Source organism: Xylanivirga thermophila (assembly GCF_004138105.1).
Lineage (GTDB): Bacteria > Bacillota > Clostridia > Caldicoprobacterales > Xylanivirgaceae > Xylanivirga > Xylanivirga thermophila.
This window is the reverse complement of record NZ_RXHQ01000003.1, coordinates 100360-119073: the sequence shown is the minus strand read 5'-3', so window position 1 is coordinate 119073 and position 18714 is coordinate 100360. Positions and strand designations below refer to the sequence as shown.

The window sequence follows — 18714 nt, the reverse complement described above, 5'->3', positions numbered from 1 at the left end:
TTTTATTCCTATCTAACACTATTTATAACAAATCCCACCATTGAAAAGCCCATGACTAAAAACCAGTCTGCCCAATTTAATGGCTCAGTCTTTAATATAGATGATAAAAATGGGTTATATATAACTACTATCATAAGCAAAAAAGATATAATTGTAGATAAGACCAAATACTTATTCTCAAAAAACCCCGCTTCATATGCATTTTTATACTCTGATCTACTTTCAAAAGCATATAACAGTTCAGCAACTATAATAGTAGCAAATGCCATAGTCTGAGCTTTTTCTATATCTCCACTGGTAAGATTCAAACTCAACATAAAACATGCAAGACAACTTATACCTATCAACAAGCCAGATAACAATATCTCTAGCCCCAGTCCCCTTGAGAATATACTCTCCTGAGATTCCCTAGGTAGACGTTTCATTATATCGTCATCTGGTGGATCAACTCCTAAAGCTAAAGCAGGTAATCCATCAGTAACTAAATTTATCCATAATATCTGTATTGGAACAAGGGGAATAGGCATTGCAAAAAATGCAGCTATTCCCATAAGAATCATCTCTCCCAAATTACAAGCCAGTAGATATCGTATAAATTTTCGTATGTTGTCATATATTATTCTACCTTCTTTTACAGCTGCTACAATGGTAGCAAAATTATCATCTAGCAATATCATTGAAGATGCTTCCTTAGCAACATCAGTACCCATTTTACCCATAGCAATGCCTATATTGGCTTCCTTTAAAGCAGGGGCATCATTTACCCCATCTCCAGTCATCGCTACTATATGTCCTTTTCTTTTAAATGCCTGTACAATTCTAAGCTTATGCTTTGGTTTTACCCTTGCAAATACTGATACTTCTTCTATCTTTTCCATTAGCTTATCATCGTCCATAGCTTCAATATCGTCTCCGGTAAGCACTCCTTGATTTTGCATCTGAAAATTTAATTCCCTTGCCACTGCCATTGCAGTGATCTTATGATCCCCAGTAATCATAACAGGGCGGATACCAGCTTTATAGCAATCCTTTATAGCCTCTATTGCTTCAGGTCTAGGAGGGTCTATCATACCTTCCAATCCTAAAAATACTAAATCTTTTTCCAACATATCTGGGTTAGGTCTTTTTGGAATTATATCCAACCTTTTGTACGCAAAAGCTAGCACCCTAAGGGCATCATTAGCCATCATTTCATTTACATGCATGATGCGTTTTTTATCCATATAGGTAAGGTTTTTCTCACTCCCTTTATGCATTCGTTGCTTACATAAATCAATTATTTTATCGGGAGCACCTTTCACAAATAGATATATTCCTCCCTTTCTATCCCTGCATATTACACTCATGCGCTTTCTATTAGAATCAAAAGGAAATTCATGTACTCTAAAGAACTTAGCAACAGCACTTTCATAAATATTTCCCTTTTTCGATGCTATAAGTATTGCTGTTTCTGTAGGATCACCTGAAACAATTCCATCTTCATATTTGGCGTTATTACATATAGCACCTACATTAAGCAACATATTAAGTGATGGATATCTTTTTATCTCAATATCCAGCCCATCTTTATCTACAAAACTTCCTGAAGTTTCATGCCCTATCCCCGTTACATCTATAGTACTGTCATCAATATATATCTTTTTAACAGTCATTTTATTTTCAGTAAGGGTTCCGGTTTTGTCAGAACATATAATATCAGTACAGCCCAGGGTTTCAACAACTGGCAATTTTCTTATTAAAGCATTTCGTTTCAACATGCGTTGTACCCCTATAGCTAACGACACTGTTACTACTGCAGGCAATCCTTCTGGAATAGCAGCTACTGCCAAACTTATGCCTGATAAAACCATTTTATGCACTGTCTCACCATGCAATATACCAGCCAACACTATTAATCCACACATTATAAGGCTTATAATCACCAATTGTTTGCCAATCTTCTGCAATCTTTGCTGTAATGGAGTAATCTCTTTCTCCACACTTTCCAACATATTTGCTATATGTCCCATCTCCGTCTGCATACCCGTACTGGTAATTAGCCCGTATCCTCTTCCAGAGGTCAACACAGTACCCATATACAGATCACTTTTCCCCTTAACATTCGCCATTTTATCTACTGGTACAGATTCACCTGTCAATATAGATTCATCTGCTTGTACATTAACTCCTTCAATAAGCATACCATCGGCCGGTATTATTACCCCCGCCTCTAAAACCACTATGTCTCCCGGAACTAATTCTCTAGCAGGTATGTCCATCTGTTTTCCATCTCGAACTACTTTCGCATGGGGAGCTGACATCTCTTTTAAAGCCTCTAAAGACTTTTCTGTACGATATTCCTGTACAAATCCCAAAATAGCATTTATTATGATTATTATAAATATTGCTATTGCATCAACTTTTTCACCTAAAATAAATGATACGACTGTAGCAATTAATAGTACAGCAACTATAAAATCCTTAAACTGATTAAAGAATAAAGCAACAGCTGAAGTTTTTTCACCTTTTATAAGCTCATTCGGTCCATATTGCTCTAAAAGCTTTTTTGCTTCATCTTGAGTTAAACCTTTGATAAAATCGCCAGATCTGTTATTTTTGTTGTTTAAAGCCCTTATCACTTGTATTCTCCTCCTGTCATATATAGATTGTACATACTTATCTATATTAGGACAGGCAATATTTTATGATAATATTTTATTCAAAGCCTGGTGAGCCGCTGTCTGTTCTGCCTCTTTTTTGCTCCTTCCCTTTCCCTGGCCTATTATACACCCATCATAAATAACTTGAGCTACAAACATTTTATTGTGATCTGGGCCCTGTTCTTCTACTATTTTATACTTGATATCATTATTAGAATGACTTTGAATTGCTTCTTGAAGATCGGTCTTATAATCTCTAAAACCCTTGCCCTGTTGTACGTCTATTATATTATCATTCAATATATCAAGTATAAAAAGCGTTGCCTTATCTATGCCCCCGTCTAAATATACTGCCCCCATTACAGCTTCCATAGCATCGGCTAATATGGAGTCGCGCTCCCGTCCCCCAGTTCTTTGTTCTCCATTGCCTAAAAGCAAATATTTGCCCAAATCTATTTTTCTTGCAGCCTGAGCAAGGGATGGCTCTGAAACTATTCCCGCCCTCATTTTTGTTAAACTGCCTTCGGGCAGATTGGGAAACTTATTATACAAATAACTGCTTATTATAATACTAAGGACTGAATCCCCTAGAAACTCCAATCTTTCATTATATTGCATCTTATGTTTGCTTTCATTTGCATAAGAGCTATGGGTAAGGGCTATATCTAACAAACTAGGATCATTAAATAAATAACCTATGTCATTTTGGAACATCTCAAGCTCCATTATCCTATCTAATCTATTCATATACACACTTCCTTAACCGTTTAATATGGCTTTTGTCTAGAAGTATTATGCACTACAAAAAAAGAGCCATAGGCTCTTTTGATATGCTACTTAACAAATTGCTTAAACAATATGCATGCATTCTGGCCCCCAAATCCAAAAGAATTTGACATAGCATACTCTATCTCCATTTCTCTGCCTATGTTTGGAACATAATCCAAATCACATTCTGGATCGGGAGTTGTATAATTAATCGTAGGATGCACAAATTGTTCATTTAAAGATTTTATAGTGGCAATAGCTTCTATTCCTCCAGATGCTCCCAATAGATGTCCTGTCATAGATTTTGTGGAACTTATAGCCAATTTATATGCATGGTCTCTAAATACTGATTTTATAGCCATTGTTTCGTATTTATCGTTATATGGAGTTGAAGTTCCATGGGCATTTATATAGTCTACTTCTTTAGCATCTACACCTGCAGTATCAAGCGCCATCTTCATAGCTCTGGCGGCACCTTCACCTTCAGGGGCGGGAGCAGTAATATGATAAGCATCTGCACTAACTCCATAACCTACTATTTCAGCAAGTATAGGTGCATCTCTCTTAATAGCATGTTCATAACTCTCTAAAATTAGTATACCAGCACCTTCTCCTAATACAAATCCATCTCTATCAGAATCAAATGGCCTACTTGCACCTTTTGGATCATCATTTCTAGAGGACAAAGCCTTCATAGATGCAAAACCTGCTAGAGATATTGGAGTCACTGCTGCTTCGCTGCCACCTGTTAATATTATATCCGCATCTCCTAATTGTATAGCTTTAAACGATTCGCTAATAGCACTAGTAGCTGATGCACATGCAGTGACAACAGTATAGTTTACTCCCTTTGCACCTAATGCTATTGAAATATGACCAGCTGCTATATTAGCAATCATCATAGGTATAAAAAATGGACTTACTCTCCCTGGGCCTTTATTTATTAATATTTCCTTTTGATTTTCCATTGTTTGAATGCCGCCTACACCTGTGCCCAATATTACACCAAATCGTTCTTTATCTATAGTATCCAGATTTAATTCTGCAGACTTTACTGCCATATTAGTAGCTGCCATAGCAAATTGTGTATAAAGATCCATACGCCTTGCTTCTTTTTTATCTATATAATCTTGAGGATCAAAGTCCTTTACGCATCCTGCAATTTTAGTAGTATATTCAGAAATATCAAATCTGGTTATCGTATCTACTCCACTTTGACCTTGGCAGAGAGCATTCCAAAAACTATCCACAGTATTACCTAGAGGAGTTATAGCTCCCATACCTGTAATAACAACTCTTTTTTTCATTTGAAACCTCCTACTTTTTATAGGATAGATAGGTCGGGTTCTTAATAGAAAACCCGACCTTAAAAATTTAAGCATTTTTCTTAATATATTCTACAACGTCACCTACAGTAGAAATTTTCTCCGCATCTTCATCGGGTATCTCCATATTAAATTCATCTTCTAAAGCCATTATAAGCTCTACAATATCTAGGGAGTCTGCTCCTAAATCATCTATAAATGAAGCCTCCATAGTAACCTCATCTTCTTCAACTCCCAATTGATCAACAATTATTGCCTTTATCTTATCGAAACTCAACATGTTCACCTCCCTTCAAATGCTACATAATGATAATATTATATTAATATCCCACCGTCAACATTAATTACTTGACCAGTTATATAACTACTCTCATCACTAGCCAAAAAACCTACCAAATGGGCAATATCCATAGGATCACCATATCGGCCTAAAGGTATCTTAGATAATAGTTCTTCCTTTATATTTTGGGGCAACATGCCTGTCATATCAGTTTGTATAAAACCTGGTGCAACTACATTTACTCTAATACCCCTTGATGCCAATTCTTTAGCTATTGACTTTGAAAAACCAATTATGCCTGCCTTTGCAGCAGCATAGTTTGCCTGACCAGCATTGCCAGTTAAACCTATAACAGACGATATATTTATTATATTGCCACGGCGTTGACGCATCATAATCCTTGCAGCGCTTTTTGTACAATTAAACACACCATTAAGATTAACATCTATAACTTTTTCCCAATCTTCAGGCTTCATACGAACAAGCAATGCATCCTTGGTTATTCCTGCATTGTTTACCAGTATATCCAATCCCCCGAATTCTTGTCGTATCTCATCCATCATCGCCTGTACATCTTCCATGCATGACACATTGGCTTTAAATGCTTTAGACTTCCGCCCATGCTTTCTTATTTCTTCTACTACAGACATTGCTCCCTGTTCATCTGAAGAATAGTTAATAGCAACATTAGCACCTAAATCAGCCAAATAAATAGCTGTTGCTTTGCCTATACCCCTTGATGCCCCCGTTACTAGGGCAATTTTATCTTCTATAGACATATTATATTTCCATCCCTTTTAAAGTATTTTCAAGGCTTTTCATGTCCTCTACATTGTACATCTTCATTCCCTTGTCAATCCTTCTTAAAAAGCCAGTTAATATCTTGCCAGGTCCAAGTTCAATAAACGTATCGACACCTTTTGATATCATATATTCTATGCTTTGTTGCCATTTTACAGAATGAGTTACCTGTTTTTTTAGCAATTCTTTTATATGCTGTGCATCCTTTACTTCTCTTGCTTCCACATTTGAGATTACGGGAATCGAAGGATCTTTTACCTCTGCCTTGTCCAGTTCATTTCCCAGTTTTTCTGCAGCAGTACCTAACATAGAACAATGAAATGGCGCACTAACCGCCAAAGGTACTGCACGTTTTGCTCCCATATCCTTTGCAATTCGGCATGCTTCTTTAACTGCCTCTATTTCACCTGATAATACAATCTGCCCGGGACAATTATAATTTGCTGGTTCCACTATACCTATAGATGCTGCTTTATCACAACATGCAATTACCTGCTCCTGATTCAATCCCAATATGGCCGCCATTCCTCCTTTACCCAAAGGAACTGCCTGTTGCATAAATCGCGCCCTTTTTTGCACCAAAGCGAGTCCATCCTCAAAAGTAATGCATTTTGCTGCACATAAAGCTCCATACTCACCTAAACTCAAGCCTGCAGTCATATCGGGAAGTATCCCTGAAAGTTCTAAAACTTTCATAGCTGCTACTCCTATCATGAACACCGTAGGTTGAGTGTTTTCAGTTTTTTTTAACTCGTCCTCTGGACCTTCAAAGCATAATTTTTTTACATCATACCCAAGAATATCACCAGCCCCATCGAAAAGCTGTCTGACCTCCTTAAAATTATCATAAAACTCTTTTCCCATACCTACATATTGAGCTCCTTGACCTGCAAAAGTAAAAGCTATTTTTGCCATTGTCAAACCTCCTATGCTCTATATTATAATATACTACTATTTTCCCCATTTCATAAGGCACGAACCCCAGGTAAGCCCGCCACCAAAGCCCACCATCACAATATTATGGCCTTTTTTTATTTTTCCGCTATGTACCGCTTCATCTAAGGCTACCGGTATAGAAGCAGAGGACATATTACCGTATCTATCCAAATTTACATATACTTTATTTTCATCCAACTTGAGCCTTTTCCTTGCAGCATCAATTATTCTTATATTCGCCTGATGAGGTACAAGATAGTCAATATCATCTGCTGTCAATCCTGCTTTATTAACAGCTTCTTCAGCTGCAGACGCCATAATCTTTACAGCAAATTTAAAAACTTCATTGCCTTTCATGCTGACATAATGAAGACCTTGTTCAACAGTCTCAACTGAAGCAGGTAATCTAGAACCTCCTGCCTTTAATGATAGAAATTGTCCCCCAGCTCCATCAGCTCCAAGGCAGTTTGATAATATCCCATACCCTTCTTCTACCCTGCCTAAAACTGCAGCTCCTGCTCCATCCCCAAAGAGTACACAGGTATTTCTGTCCTTCCAGTTAATAATCTTGCTTAAACATTCTGCTCCAATTACTAATATATTTTTATAAGTTCCTGTTATGATAAACTGCTTTGCAGTAATAATTCCATAGAGGAATCCTGAACAAGCAGCTTCCAAGTCAAATGCTGCAGCATTCACAGCTCCTAGTCTATCCTGCAGTAGACATGCTGTAGACGGAAAGCTCATGTCAGGTGTAACAGTAGCAACTATTATAAGATCTAAGTCTTTTGCATCTATACCTGCATCTTTAATAGCCCTTTGAGCGGCGATAGCTGCAATATCTGAAGTCGCAACATTTTTATCGACTACTCTCCTCTCTTTTATGCCAGTCCTACTGACTATCCATTCATCACTGGTATCCACCATCTTTTCAAGATCTTCATTTGTAATAATATTTGGAGGTACGAAACTGCCCGTACCTAGAATACCGCAATTAAAACCGTCAGTCATCTTTTTATTCCTCCTTTTCATGTTCAATAGAATTGGCAATTGTATCTAATACGCCATTTTCCATGAACAATAATCCCTGTCTAATGGCATTTTTTATAGCTTTTGCATTTGAACTACCATGGGCTTTTATTATTCCTCCATTTACTCCCAATAATGGTGCGCCACCATATTCTGCATAATCCATCTTCTTTTTAAAGTTTTTAAGCCCAGGCTTTAGTAAAAGGGTACCAAGCTTACGCGTCCAATTTGCTGTCATTTCTTCCTTTAACATATCAAAAAGTGTACTTGCTACTCCCTCTGTAAGTTTCAATACAACATTTCCCACAAAACCATCACATACTAAAATATCAGCATGTCCTCTAGGTATATCCCTTGCCTCTACATTCCCAGCAAAATTTATATATCTACAATCCTTAAGCAATGTATAGACTTTTTTAGTGAGCTGATTGCCCTTGGTATCCTCTATGCCTATATTTATAAGTCCTACAGTAGGATCAATTCTGCCTAAAACTTTTTCCATGTATATGCTACCCATTATTGCAAACTGTACTAAATTATCAGGCTTGCAGTCTGCATTTGCACCACCGTCGATTAAAAGGGAACCTCCCTTGTTGGCAGTATTTATCATAAATGTAGCAAGAGCGGGTCGATCTATACCTTTTATCCTCCCTACTTTTAAAATACTGCCTGCCATAAGAGCACCTGTATTACCTGCTGATATAAATACACTATGGGGATCTTTTTTTATCATCTCTAATCCTTTGACCATAGATGATTCCTTTTTATTCTTTATGGCAGATACCGGATTATCATCCGGCAATATAATATCATCTGCATTTATGATTTCAAATCGTGAAACATCTGCATTTAGGATAGATAACTGCTTCTTTATGAGATTCTCTTGCCCAACCAATGATATATTGGTATTATATTCGTCTACTGCTTGAATACAACCTTTTATAATTTCATTTGGTGCATAATCCCCGCCCATGGCATCAACAATAATATTCATAACCATCCTCCTGCTATTCTATTGAAACTAAAATAAATTTACCTCTAAAAGCTTCTTCATCCTTTATCTTTGTACGCACCCATACAAAATATTTATTTCCCCTTTGCCTCATAACCTCTGCTTTTGCTATCAATTTATCCCCTGCATATATTGGCTTCTTATATTTAATATTCGCTACACCTGTTAGAGCAACTTTTGCATCAATAACTGCTATAGCAAGTGATTCTGCCTGAGCAAATATATAATGTCCCCTTACTACCTTTGATTTTTCAAATACCATACTTTTATCAGTTTGAAGTATGGATATAGCACTCTTACCAAGCTCTATATCTATTAGTTCTCCTACTATTTCCTTGCCTTCTATAGATTTTAGCTTAGCATAGTTACCTTCAGCCACAACTTTAATGCGCTCCCTAAGCTCTGGAATGCCTAACTCCAATCTATCTAACCTGATGGTTTGTATACTCACATTAAAGCATTCACTTAATTCTTCATCAGTAACAAAAGGATCACTATGCAACAACTCTATTAACTTTTGCTGACGCTCCCTTTTAGGCAATAACTTTTTTGCCAAACAAATATCACTCCAATACTTAATATCTAATATTAGTATCTGGTACTAAAAGTAGTATACAATATCTTTTTGTTTTATGCAATATTTTTATAGCAAAAAAATGCAACCCTCCATCTATTTTGAAAGGTTGCATTTTTTACGTTTATTTATTTAGCTGATTCTACATCTATAACTTGTCTCTTGTTATAATAGCCACAACTTTTGCAGGCTCTATGGGGCAGCTTTGGTTGCCCACATTGGGGGCATGCCATTACACTGGGGGATGCCAATTTCCAATTAGCCCTTCTCTTGTTTCTCCTAGCTTTTGAAGTTTTATGCTTTGGTACTGCCATATCTACACCTCCTTATCTTTATCAGCGAAGAACCCTCGCAGCGCTTCCATTCTAATGTCAATATCCTCTTTTACACAATCACATTCATGTTCATTCAGGTTTATACCACAATGGGGACATATCCCCTTACATTCATCGTTGCACAAGCGCTTGATGGGTAAATCCAACAATATATATTCTAGTGCTATATCATCTAACTTTATTTGTTTATTTGTATAAACAAATACATCTAGATCTTCTGAGTCTATTGGTTCTCCATTGCGCTTAAACCTTAGATTTAAGGGCATATCTATAGGCCTTTTATGCAAAAGCGAACAACGGCTACATGGCAATACCATATAACCAGTTATCTTGGCATACATTTCCAATGACTCACCTGTGTTTTTTATATAACCGCTTATATCTAGCGGCTCTGGAAACGATATACTATCTCCTTGAAATGAAATATCATCCAGATTTATATTGCCACAAAATTTTTTTGACGTATCTCCTTGATTTAAAATATCCGATACATCTATTATCAACGGCAATCACCCCATATAATAACGAAATTAATTATATAAATACCCTGAAGTTTTGTCAAGTATACATTACAGGAATTAGAGTCCTAAAATTTCAACTGTATCCCGTGCAATCATTAACTCCTCATTCGTAGGAACAACATATATACCTACCTTTGAGTCATTAGCTGAAATACAGCCTTCTTTTCCTAATTTTCCAGGAATTTGATTATTTTTTTTCTTGTCTATTTTTACTCCCATGTAATCTAAATTAGCACACACTTTTTCTCGGACAGAAGGAGTATTTTCTCCTATACCTGCAGTAAAAATTATATAGTCAACTCCATCCATAGCAGCAGCATAAGCCCCTATATATTTCTTAACACTATAGCAAAACATGTCCAAAGCTAGAGTAGCCTTTTTATCACCTTTTATAGCCGCCTTTTCAAGATCCCTAAAATCGCTGCTTAAGCCAGATATACCTAATACACCTGATTTTTTATTCATATAAACATTCATCTCTTCAGGAGTCATATCTTCCTTTTCCATCAAAAAAGGTATTATAGCTGGATCAATGCTTCCACATCTAGTACCCATTGGTAATCCTTCTAATGGTGTCAGTCCCATACTTGTATCCACGCATTTACCACCGTTTATAGCTGCGACACTTGAACCATTGCCTAGATGACAGGTAATAATTTTTATGGATTCAGGTGATTTACCTAATAGCTTAGCTATACGCTTTGATATATATCTATGGGAAGTTCCATGAAATCCATATCGCCTTATGGAGTATTTTTCATATGCTTCATAGGGTAGAGCATACATATATGCCTCTTCCGGCATAGTTTGATGAAAAGCAGTATCAAAAACTGCTACCATAGGTGTATTAGGCATAACATCCTGACAAGCCTCTATACCCATTAAGTTTGCAGGATTATGAAGAGGTCCCAAATCGAAGTTTTCTTTTATAACTTTTTTTACATCATCATCTACCACAACAGATTGGAAAATCTTTGCTCCACCATGTAGTACCCTATGCCCTACAGCAGCTATTTCATCCATATCTTTTATAACTCCATATTCAGGATTAATAAGGGTTTTAATAACCAATTTCATAGCTTCAGTATGGGTTTTCATAGGTGCAGGAATTTCCACCTTTTCCCGTCCCGTGGGCAAATGTTTTAATATAGAATCTTCTATCCCTATGCGTTCGGCATTACCCTTTGCTAAAACACTTTCATCTGTCATGTCGATTAGCTGATATTTAAGGGATGAACTGCCAGCATTTATTACAAGTATTTTCAATTAAATCTCCTCCTTATAGATTTTGTGCTTGAACTGCTGTTATAGCTATTACATTAACTACATCCTCAACACTGCAACCCCTTGATAAATCATTTACAGGCTTTGCCATACCTTGGCAAACAGGACCTATAGCTTCTGCCTTACCTAACCTCTGGACTAATTTATAACCTATATTCGCAGCTTGAAGATCTGGGAATACCAATACATTAGCCTTTCCTGCTACTGAGCTTCCTGGACATTTCAGTGAACCAACTTCCTTCACCAACGCTGCATCTGCTTGAATCTCTCCATCAATAGTAACATCAGGAGCCATTTCCTTGGCTAATTTTGTTGCTTCAACTACTTTGTCAACTAGCTCATGCTGTGCACTGCCCTTTGTAGAAAAGGATAACATGGCGACCTTTGGTTCCATGCCTATAAGGGATTTTGCAGTGTTTGCAGATGTTACTGCAATAGAAGCGAGCTGTTCTGCCGTAGGAGATGGATTAACTGCACAATCTGCAAATAATAATACACCATCATGCCCAAATTCTTTATATAGTACCTGCATTATAAAGCAACTTGAAACCACAGATATACCAGGAGCAGTTTTTATTATTTGAAGTGCCGGGCGTAATACATCCCCTGTAGTATTTACAGCACCAGCTACCATACCATCTGCATCTCCCAATTTTACCATCATAGCGCCATAATACAAAGGATTCTTTATTAATTCCGCTGCTTTTTCATGGGTCATGCCTTTTTTCTTTCGTATTTCTACTAATTGATCTACATAATATGAAGACTTATCCGACTTTTCAGGATTTATTATAGTTATACCTTCTAAATCTAAACCTGCAGCCTTTTTATTTATCTCATCTGCATTGCCCAAAAGTACAATATTTGCCAGTCCTTCATTTTTAGCCTGGCTAGCTGCTTTTAGCATCCTAGAATCCATTGCTTCCGGTAGTACAATAGTCTTCTTTAATTGCCGAGCGTTTTGGCGAATTTCAGTCATCAAATCCATAATTTTATCTCCCTTCACAACTTTTAATTTACTATAATACCAAAATGCAACAAAAATTGCATCGAAAATCCGCAACCTATTATGTATTCTACATTTATGCCTATATTCCTCCTATATTATAGCTTTTTAAATAGAATAAAGTTGTTTTTAATTATTATTTTATCCTGTATATACTATTTCTAATACCTATATTCAATTCTATTATTAAGATTTTTCCATTACCTCAGTCAATATTTGCTTTATATTATCTTTATGGGATTTCTTATGGGATTGTGGAAATGGAATAGTATCTACAAAATTCTCCAGATCATCATCCAAACCATTAGCTATAGAGAACTTTAGTTGCTTTATATATTCTGATGATCTTAGCTGAATATCTTGCATCATGTTCACATCACATAAAATCGAACCATGCCCTGGAATCAACGTCTGTACTTCATGAATACCTATAATTTGATTTAATTTTGATAGCGTCTTTTCATATTCGGTACTGCTGTAATATATAAAAGGAAATTCTATATCACTACAATAATCACCTGCTATCAGTAAATTTAAGTTATCTATCACTGTAAAAATACTGTCTTTCGTATGGCCAGGCGCCTTATAGAATGTCAGACAGGTATCCCCAATGTTTAGTCTTTGACCATCTTCACGAACACTATAATTAATTTCAGGATAAGCTATTTCATAATCTCGCGTTATATAATAATGATCATCAAAGTTTTTTATCTGATCTATTATTATATCCTTGTTTGGGTTGGAAATGAACTCTTCACTTGCTATTGTTTTGATATCTTTAAAAGCCTTGTAACCTATAATATGATCATAATCTGAATGGGTAAATATAAGATATACATCCCTTTTTCCACGGTTGTCTTCCACATAATGTCTCATACCTATTATTTCATTTGGTAACCAGCTTGGATCTACAACCAATAATACATCATCTGTCTTTATAATTGTTGAATTGGTTTTGTATAAAACACTTTGGAAAACAGTTATAGCATTATCTTTAAAAATAATCATAATACCACCCCAAATATGAAATTATATCAATATGTATTAGTATATCATATTTGAATTTAAAAAACATACATCATTGACTTGACCAGTTTTTTATTAATGATACAATAAAAAAAACTAATATTTTTGAAAACGGAGGGCCATAATGACAGTTTTAGGTATAGTTGCAGAATATAATCCCTTTCATAATGGGCATCTGTATCATTTGCGAAAATCAATTCAAATAATTAAACCTGATTATACCATTGCAATCATGTCAGGACATTTTACCCAAAGGGGTGAACCAGCTTTGCTTGATAAATGGACACGCACTAGCATGGCACTGGAAAACGGCGTTGATATAGTATTAGAGCTACCTGTTATATATGCATGCCAAACCGCAGAATTATTCGCCTTTGGAGGAGTAGAACTACTCAATAAAACAGGGGTTGTCACTCATATGAGTTTTGGCAGTGAAACAGAAGATATGGATATACTACAAAAAATAGCTAATATACTAGCGGAAGAACCCCTAGAATTCAAAGAATTTTTAAAAGATGAGTTGATAAATGGCGTTTCGTTCCCTGTAGCAAGGTACAAGGCAATTATAAAATATATGAAAATAAATGACATGGATATATCAGATACAAGTATAAAAAAGATACTGAACAGTCCAAATTCCATCCTGGCAATTGAATATTTAAAGGCGCTAAAAAAAACTGACAGTCAGATAAAGCCTGTGACTTTTAAAAGAATAAAAGCTCAGTATCATTCTACATCACTACAAAAAGGTATTTCAAGTGCTACTGCAATAAGAAATGAAATATATAAATCGGGACTTTCGAATATGGTAGAAAACACTTTACCCTATTCATCTCTTATTATACTTGAAAATGCCATTATATCTGGCAAAGGCCCTTTAAAAGCCGAAGCCTTTGATAGTTTAATATTAGGATTATTGAGACGCACACCAGCTGATGAGATGGCCAATTGGATGGATGTAGAAGAAGGCCTGCAGAATAGGATAAAAAAATGCAGCATATTGGCCAGAGATCTAAAAGATTTTTTACAAAAGTCAAAAACCAAACGCTATACCTATACACGTCTTCAGCGTATATTGACAAATGGAATATTAAATATTACCAGTGAAAAAATAGAAAAATTCGGAAAAACAGGAGGGCCTCAATATATACGCATATTGGGTTTTAATAAAAAAGCCACTCCCCTTATAAGACAGATTCAAAATTGTTCCAGTATTCCTGTAATAAATAAGGCTGCCCATTATTCACGATTTAATAATAAGGCCTTAGAAGATATGTTCCATTTTGATGTATTGGCTACGGACATATATGCACTGGCGTGTCCCAACCCTGAATATCGCATAGGAGGATGGGACTTTAAAAAAAATCCGGTAATATTATAAAATGCTTAATAGCTTTTTTATTTTATCCATACTCTCTATTGTAGCTTTGTACCCTGCTTGTATACATTCCTCAGCCTGTTCCAATGAAGTAGCATCAATATTGGAAACATCTGGATATATGGCAATATCGCTTTGCACTGTCTTATGCTTTAAAATCTCGAGCTCCATTACTTCAAAAGCTTGAAATATAACCTCTGTCAATTTATCAGGCTTTTTATGCTGTCCCTGAAAACCTACATCTACACTTATAACTATATCGGCTCCCATTTCTCGGACTATCCTGGTTGGTACTCTCTCCAAAACACCACCGTCTACTAATACCATATCTCCAGCCTCTACAGGGATAAAAATGCCCGGCACCGATATACTGGCCCTTACAGCCTTATATACCTTGCCTTCTGTAAATACCACCAGCTTACATTTTGTTAAATCTGTAGCAGTTACCGATAAGGGAATATTTAACTCTTTAAACTCTCTACCTTTTGTAAGCAATGCAATAAGTTGTTCTATATTGTTGCCTTTTATGAATCCTTTTCTAGGTGGTGTTATGTCATAGAATGATCTAGCATTTAAATTATTTGCCAAACCCGACATTATATATGGCGTCACTCCAGATGCATATAATGCCCCTATCACTGCACCTATGCTCGTACCAGCTATATAGTCAGGCCTAAACCCCTGCTCCTCCAATGCCTTCAGTACACCTATATGTGCTAGTCCACGCATAGCCCCTCCCCCTAAAGCTAAACCCATTTTTATTTTCATAGTTAGGTCACCTCATTAATAAACTATATATATAACTACGTAAATTAAACTTTGAACTTGATCAAAATAAAGTATATTATGGAGGACAAGTATTATGAATATTAAATTAAAAGACAAAGTCAAAACTGCATCATTCGCATGCGTATCACTAGCCATAACACTACTTATCATTGCATTCCCTCAGGAATCATTCAAATCTGCCCTTTATGGCCTTGAATCATGGTTAAAGATAGTATTTCCAGCATTGCTGCCCTTTCTTATATGCTCAGAGGTATTAATAGGTACTGGAGTAGTGAATTTTTTATCTACATTACTCTCACCTATTATGTATCCATTGTTTCGATGTCCTGGGAGCAGCTCTTTTATATGGGCAATGAGTGCAATGTCAGGCTATCCAATGGGTGCAAAACTGGTAGCAGAACTTAAGCAAAAAGGGGATATAGATAAGATACAAGGTCAGAGGATACTATCTTTTTGCAGTACATCCGGTCCCCTTTTTATGGCAGGTGCTGTAGGAGTTGGTATGCTAGGCAGTCAACAAGCTGCAAATTGCATAATGGCCGGTCACTATGCTTCAGCCATTGTACTAGGCCTTATGTTCAGATTTTATGGAAGTAACTCTAAAAAACAAAATTATTATAAGACCACTCACTATTCACTTAATAACGCATTTGAAAATATGCACCAAGCAAGGCAAAAGGACGGCCGTACCATAGCTGAGCTTCTAGGCGATGCTGTCCGCAATTCCATAAACACACAACTTATGATAGGCGGATTTATAGTACTATATTCTGTAATAATAGATCTTTTAATACAAATTGGTTTTATATCTTTTTTATCTAATATATTCAAACCAATTATGGTTGCTTTTAAGCTAGATGACAATCTTTTAAACGGACTTACAGGAGGACTTTTTGAGATGACTATAGGGTGTAAATTAATAAGCCAAAGTCTCGTTCCTATTGAACAAAAAGTATTTGCATTAAGCTTTTTAATTGGCTGGAGCGGATTTTCAATACATAGTCAAGTTGCCAGTCTATTAGCTGGTACTAATATATCCGTAGGTATTTATGTTTTAAGCAAACTCTTGCATGGTATAATGGCAGCCATATTTTCATCATGTATAATGGCTATATTCTACAATCAGGACGTTACAACATTCAATCAAAATAACTGGTTTTATGATATTACATGGTCTGAGCGCATTTTAGCCTCTTTTCGCTATATTATGAATATAATAACCATCTTGTTATTGTTAGGGTTGATATTAAATGGAATCATAAGACTATGTAATAAAAACAAAACAACTACCCTCGGATAAAATATTATTTTTTTATAGAATTTAATTCTTTCTTGTTTTGCTCGAGTATCTCTATTTGCTTTTTTAGATAAGTCTCTAGCTCTTCAAGAATGCCATTAGCATATTCCCTTGAACCTAATCGTATCTCTTTAGCACTATCTTGAGCATTTTCAACTATCTGCCTAGCTTGTTGATACGCCATTTGAGTTATTTGGTTTTCGTCAACTAGGGCATTTATGCGCTGTTCGGCTTCCTTTACTATTGCCTCACCTTCCTTCTGAGCATCTATCAATATCCGCTGACGTTCTTTCTTTATCCATTCCCCTTGTTTTATTTCTTCAGGAAGGTGTAACCTTATATCCCGTATTATATCTAGACATCTTTCCTTTACAATAAGAGTTTTCCCCGTAAAAGGAACAGTAGAGCCACTATCTAGCTCATCCTCTAGCTCATCCAAAAGATCTAATATATTCATAAAAATTCCCCCATTTCTACCTATTATACGCTTTTTAACCTTTTCAATACATCCGGCAAAATAGCATCAGGAACAAGTTCTGCAATGCATCCTCCCAGTTTACCTACTTCTTTCATCATACTTGAACTTAAAAAAGAATATTTATAGCTTGTCATCATAAAAAGCGTTTCTATATCCGAATCTAATTTTCTATTCATAAGGGCCATTTGAAATTCATATTCAAAATCAGATATTGCCCTTAATCCTTTTATTATAACATGTGCATCCTTTTCTTTTACATAATCAACCAATAAACCGTCAAAGTGATCAACTTCTACATTTGGTAACCCATTTATCACCCTTTTTAAAAAGTCCATACGTTCTTCAATTGTAAACATAGGTGTCTTATTAGGATTTTGAGCAATTGCTACTATCACTTTATCAAAGGTTTTTGCAGAACGTTTTATTATATCCAAATGTCCATTTGTGACAGGATCAAAACTACCTGGATATATTGCTGTAATCATAATTCATCATCCTTTTCATATATACTTATACTAGTATTACCATATTTTCTGTAGTCAACTTTCTTCAAGGTGTCTAAGCTAGATGGTAAAACATCCTTTGAGGCATGTTCTATTATAAAGACACCATTATTGTTTAATATATTCGCCTTTGAAATAGCACCTAGCAACAGTGGTTCAATTTCCTTGCTATAAGGTGGATCAGCAAATATTATATTAAAGCCATGCCCTTTCCTTCCTAAATATGGGATTGTAGTAAAAACATCGTTTACAAAAATATCAACTTTATCAGTATATCTTAATGAAGCACAATTCTCTTTCAATACAGCAGCAGCTCCCCTACTTTTTTCTACAAAAATGGCTCTGTTAGCTCCCCTGCTTAATGCTTCTAACCCCATATTGCCTGTACCTGAAAATAAATCTAAAACAAAGCTATCAGGTATATAACTCTGTATAATATTAAAAACAGATTCTTTAACCCTGTCTGTAGTCGGTCTAGTCTTTATACCTTTTACAGGTTTTAACGGTTTACCTTTCCACTCACCTGCAATAATTCTCAACGACAATTGCCTCCCTAATACTAGTTTCACTTTATGTAATTTTAACATAATTAGAAAATTGGGACAAGCATTCATGAAAAAGAATTGTTTTTTATATTTAGTATGTATAAAATATATTTTTTTAGCAATAATAAGAATGTTAAATAATTAAAATTATTTAACATTCCCCCATAGAGCTCTTCCTTCAATTTCTC

The 18714-nt window shown here is 35.7% G+C and carries 20 protein-coding genes; 2 read left to right on the top strand and 18 right to left on the bottom strand.

From position 1 onward, the window contains the following. Positions 1–8: 8 nt before the first annotated feature. The 14 genes from EJN67_RS02830 to EJN67_RS02765 form a co-directional block, all read right to left on the bottom strand. Positions 9–2624, bottom strand: coding sequence for a calcium-translocating P-type ATPase, PMCA-type (locus tag EJN67_RS02830; RefSeq protein ID WP_129722052.1), 2616 nt, complete (start codon positions 2622–2624; stop codon positions 9–11). A gap of 57 nt (positions 2625–2681) precedes the next feature. Beyond that, positions 2682–3386 carry a ribonuclease III gene (rnc, locus tag EJN67_RS02825; protein ID WP_129722049.1) on the bottom strand — a complete coding sequence of 235 codons (705 nt, stop codon included), beginning with the start codon at positions 3384–3386 and terminating at the stop codon, positions 2682–2684. A gap of 86 nt (positions 3387–3472) precedes the next feature. Beyond that, positions 3473–4714 carry a beta-ketoacyl-ACP synthase II gene (gene fabF, locus EJN67_RS02820; RefSeq protein WP_129722046.1) on the bottom strand — a complete coding sequence of 414 codons (1242 nt, stop codon included), beginning with the start codon at positions 4712–4714 and terminating at the stop codon, positions 3473–3475. A gap of 67 nt (positions 4715–4781) precedes the next feature. After that, on the bottom strand, positions 4782–5012 hold the full coding sequence (gene acpP, locus EJN67_RS02815; protein ID WP_129722043.1) for an acyl carrier protein: 231 nt from the start codon (positions 5010–5012) through the stop codon (positions 4782–4784). Between the two features lie 35 nt (positions 5013–5047). Continuing rightward, positions 5048–5791, bottom strand: coding sequence for a 3-oxoacyl-[acyl-carrier-protein] reductase (gene fabG, locus EJN67_RS02810; protein ID WP_129722041.1), 744 nt, complete (start codon positions 5789–5791; stop codon positions 5048–5050). A gap of 1 nt (position 5792) precedes the next feature. Next, entirely contained in the window at positions 5793–6728 is a 936-nt protein-coding gene (gene fabD / locus EJN67_RS02805) for an ACP S-malonyltransferase (protein WP_129722037.1), read from the bottom strand. A gap of 36 nt (positions 6729–6764) precedes the next feature. Continuing rightward, on the bottom strand, positions 6765–7760 hold the full coding sequence (locus tag EJN67_RS02800; protein WP_129722034.1) for a beta-ketoacyl-ACP synthase III: 996 nt from the start codon (positions 7758–7760) through the stop codon (positions 6765–6767). Positions 7761–7764: 4 nt separating this feature from the next. Next, complete coding sequence (plsX, locus tag EJN67_RS02795; protein WP_129722031.1) at positions 7765–8772, bottom strand: phosphate acyltransferase PlsX; 1008 nt, start codon at positions 8770–8772, stop codon at positions 7765–7767. A 13-nt stretch (positions 8773–8785) separates the two neighbouring features. Then, on the bottom strand, positions 8786–9346 hold the full coding sequence (gene fapR, locus EJN67_RS02790) for a transcription factor FapR (RefSeq protein ID WP_129722028.1): 561 nt from the start codon (positions 9344–9346) through the stop codon (positions 8786–8788). A 146-nt stretch (positions 9347–9492) separates the two neighbouring features. Continuing rightward, positions 9493–9678, bottom strand: coding sequence for a 50S ribosomal protein L32 (rpmF, locus tag EJN67_RS02785; RefSeq protein WP_129722025.1), 186 nt, complete (start codon positions 9676–9678; stop codon positions 9493–9495). Positions 9679–9680: 2 nt separating this feature from the next. Beyond that, positions 9681–10202: a YceD family protein gene (locus tag EJN67_RS02780; protein ID WP_129722022.1), complete on the bottom strand. Its 522-nt coding sequence runs from the start codon at positions 10200–10202 to the stop codon at positions 9681–9683. Between the two features lie 75 nt (positions 10203–10277). Further along, entirely contained in the window at positions 10278–11486 is a 1209-nt protein-coding gene (locus EJN67_RS02775; RefSeq protein ID WP_129722020.1) for an acetate kinase, read from the bottom strand. A 13-nt stretch (positions 11487–11499) separates the two neighbouring features. Then, a complete protein-coding gene (gene pta, locus EJN67_RS02770) occupies positions 11500–12492 on the bottom strand; it encodes a phosphate acetyltransferase (protein ID WP_129722018.1) in 993 nt (330 codons plus the stop codon). Positions 12493–12696: 204 nt separating this feature from the next. After that, positions 12697–13518, bottom strand: coding sequence for an MBL fold metallo-hydrolase (locus tag EJN67_RS02765; protein WP_129722015.1), 822 nt, complete (start codon positions 13516–13518; stop codon positions 12697–12699). A 142-nt stretch (positions 13519–13660) separates the two neighbouring features. Between EJN67_RS02765 and EJN67_RS02760 the strand changes: the two genes are divergently transcribed. After that, positions 13661–14917: a nucleotidyltransferase gene (locus EJN67_RS02760; protein ID WP_129722012.1), complete on the top strand. Its 1257-nt coding sequence runs from the start codon at positions 13661–13663 to the stop codon at positions 14915–14917. Here EJN67_RS02760 and EJN67_RS02755 read toward each other — a convergent pair. Beyond that, positions 14912–15670, bottom strand: coding sequence for a patatin-like phospholipase family protein (locus EJN67_RS02755; RefSeq protein WP_279387710.1), 759 nt, complete (start codon positions 15668–15670; stop codon positions 14912–14914). The two genes, EJN67_RS02760 and EJN67_RS02755, sit on opposite strands and share 6 nt — an antisense overlap. Before the next feature lie 106 nt (positions 15671–15776). On the opposite strand from EJN67_RS02755, the gene ylbJ reads away from it, so the two are divergent. Beyond that, the gene (gene ylbJ / locus EJN67_RS02750; RefSeq protein ID WP_129722006.1) at positions 15777–17003 is read left to right on the top strand and encodes a sporulation integral membrane protein YlbJ; all 1227 of its coding nucleotides are present in this window, start codon (positions 15777–15779) and stop codon (positions 17001–17003) included. A 4-nt stretch (positions 17004–17007) separates the two neighbouring features. Here ylbJ and EJN67_RS02745 read toward each other — a convergent pair whose 3' ends face one another. The 3 genes from EJN67_RS02745 to rsmD are packed head-to-tail and all read right to left on the bottom strand — an operon-like array spanning position 17008 to position 18520. Continuing rightward, entirely contained in the window at positions 17008–17457 is a 450-nt protein-coding gene (locus EJN67_RS02745) for an ATPase (protein ID WP_129722003.1), read from the bottom strand. 23 nt (positions 17458–17480) lie between these two features. Further along, positions 17481–17963: a pantetheine-phosphate adenylyltransferase gene (coaD, locus tag EJN67_RS02740; protein WP_129722000.1), complete on the bottom strand. Its 483-nt coding sequence runs from the start codon at positions 17961–17963 to the stop codon at positions 17481–17483. Then, a complete protein-coding gene (gene rsmD / locus EJN67_RS02735) occupies positions 17960–18520 on the bottom strand; it encodes a 16S rRNA (guanine(966)-N(2))-methyltransferase RsmD (protein ID WP_165000693.1) in 561 nt (186 codons plus the stop codon). Before rsmD ends, coaD begins: the two co-directional genes overlap by 4 nt. Positions 18521–18714: the final 194 nt, after the last annotated feature.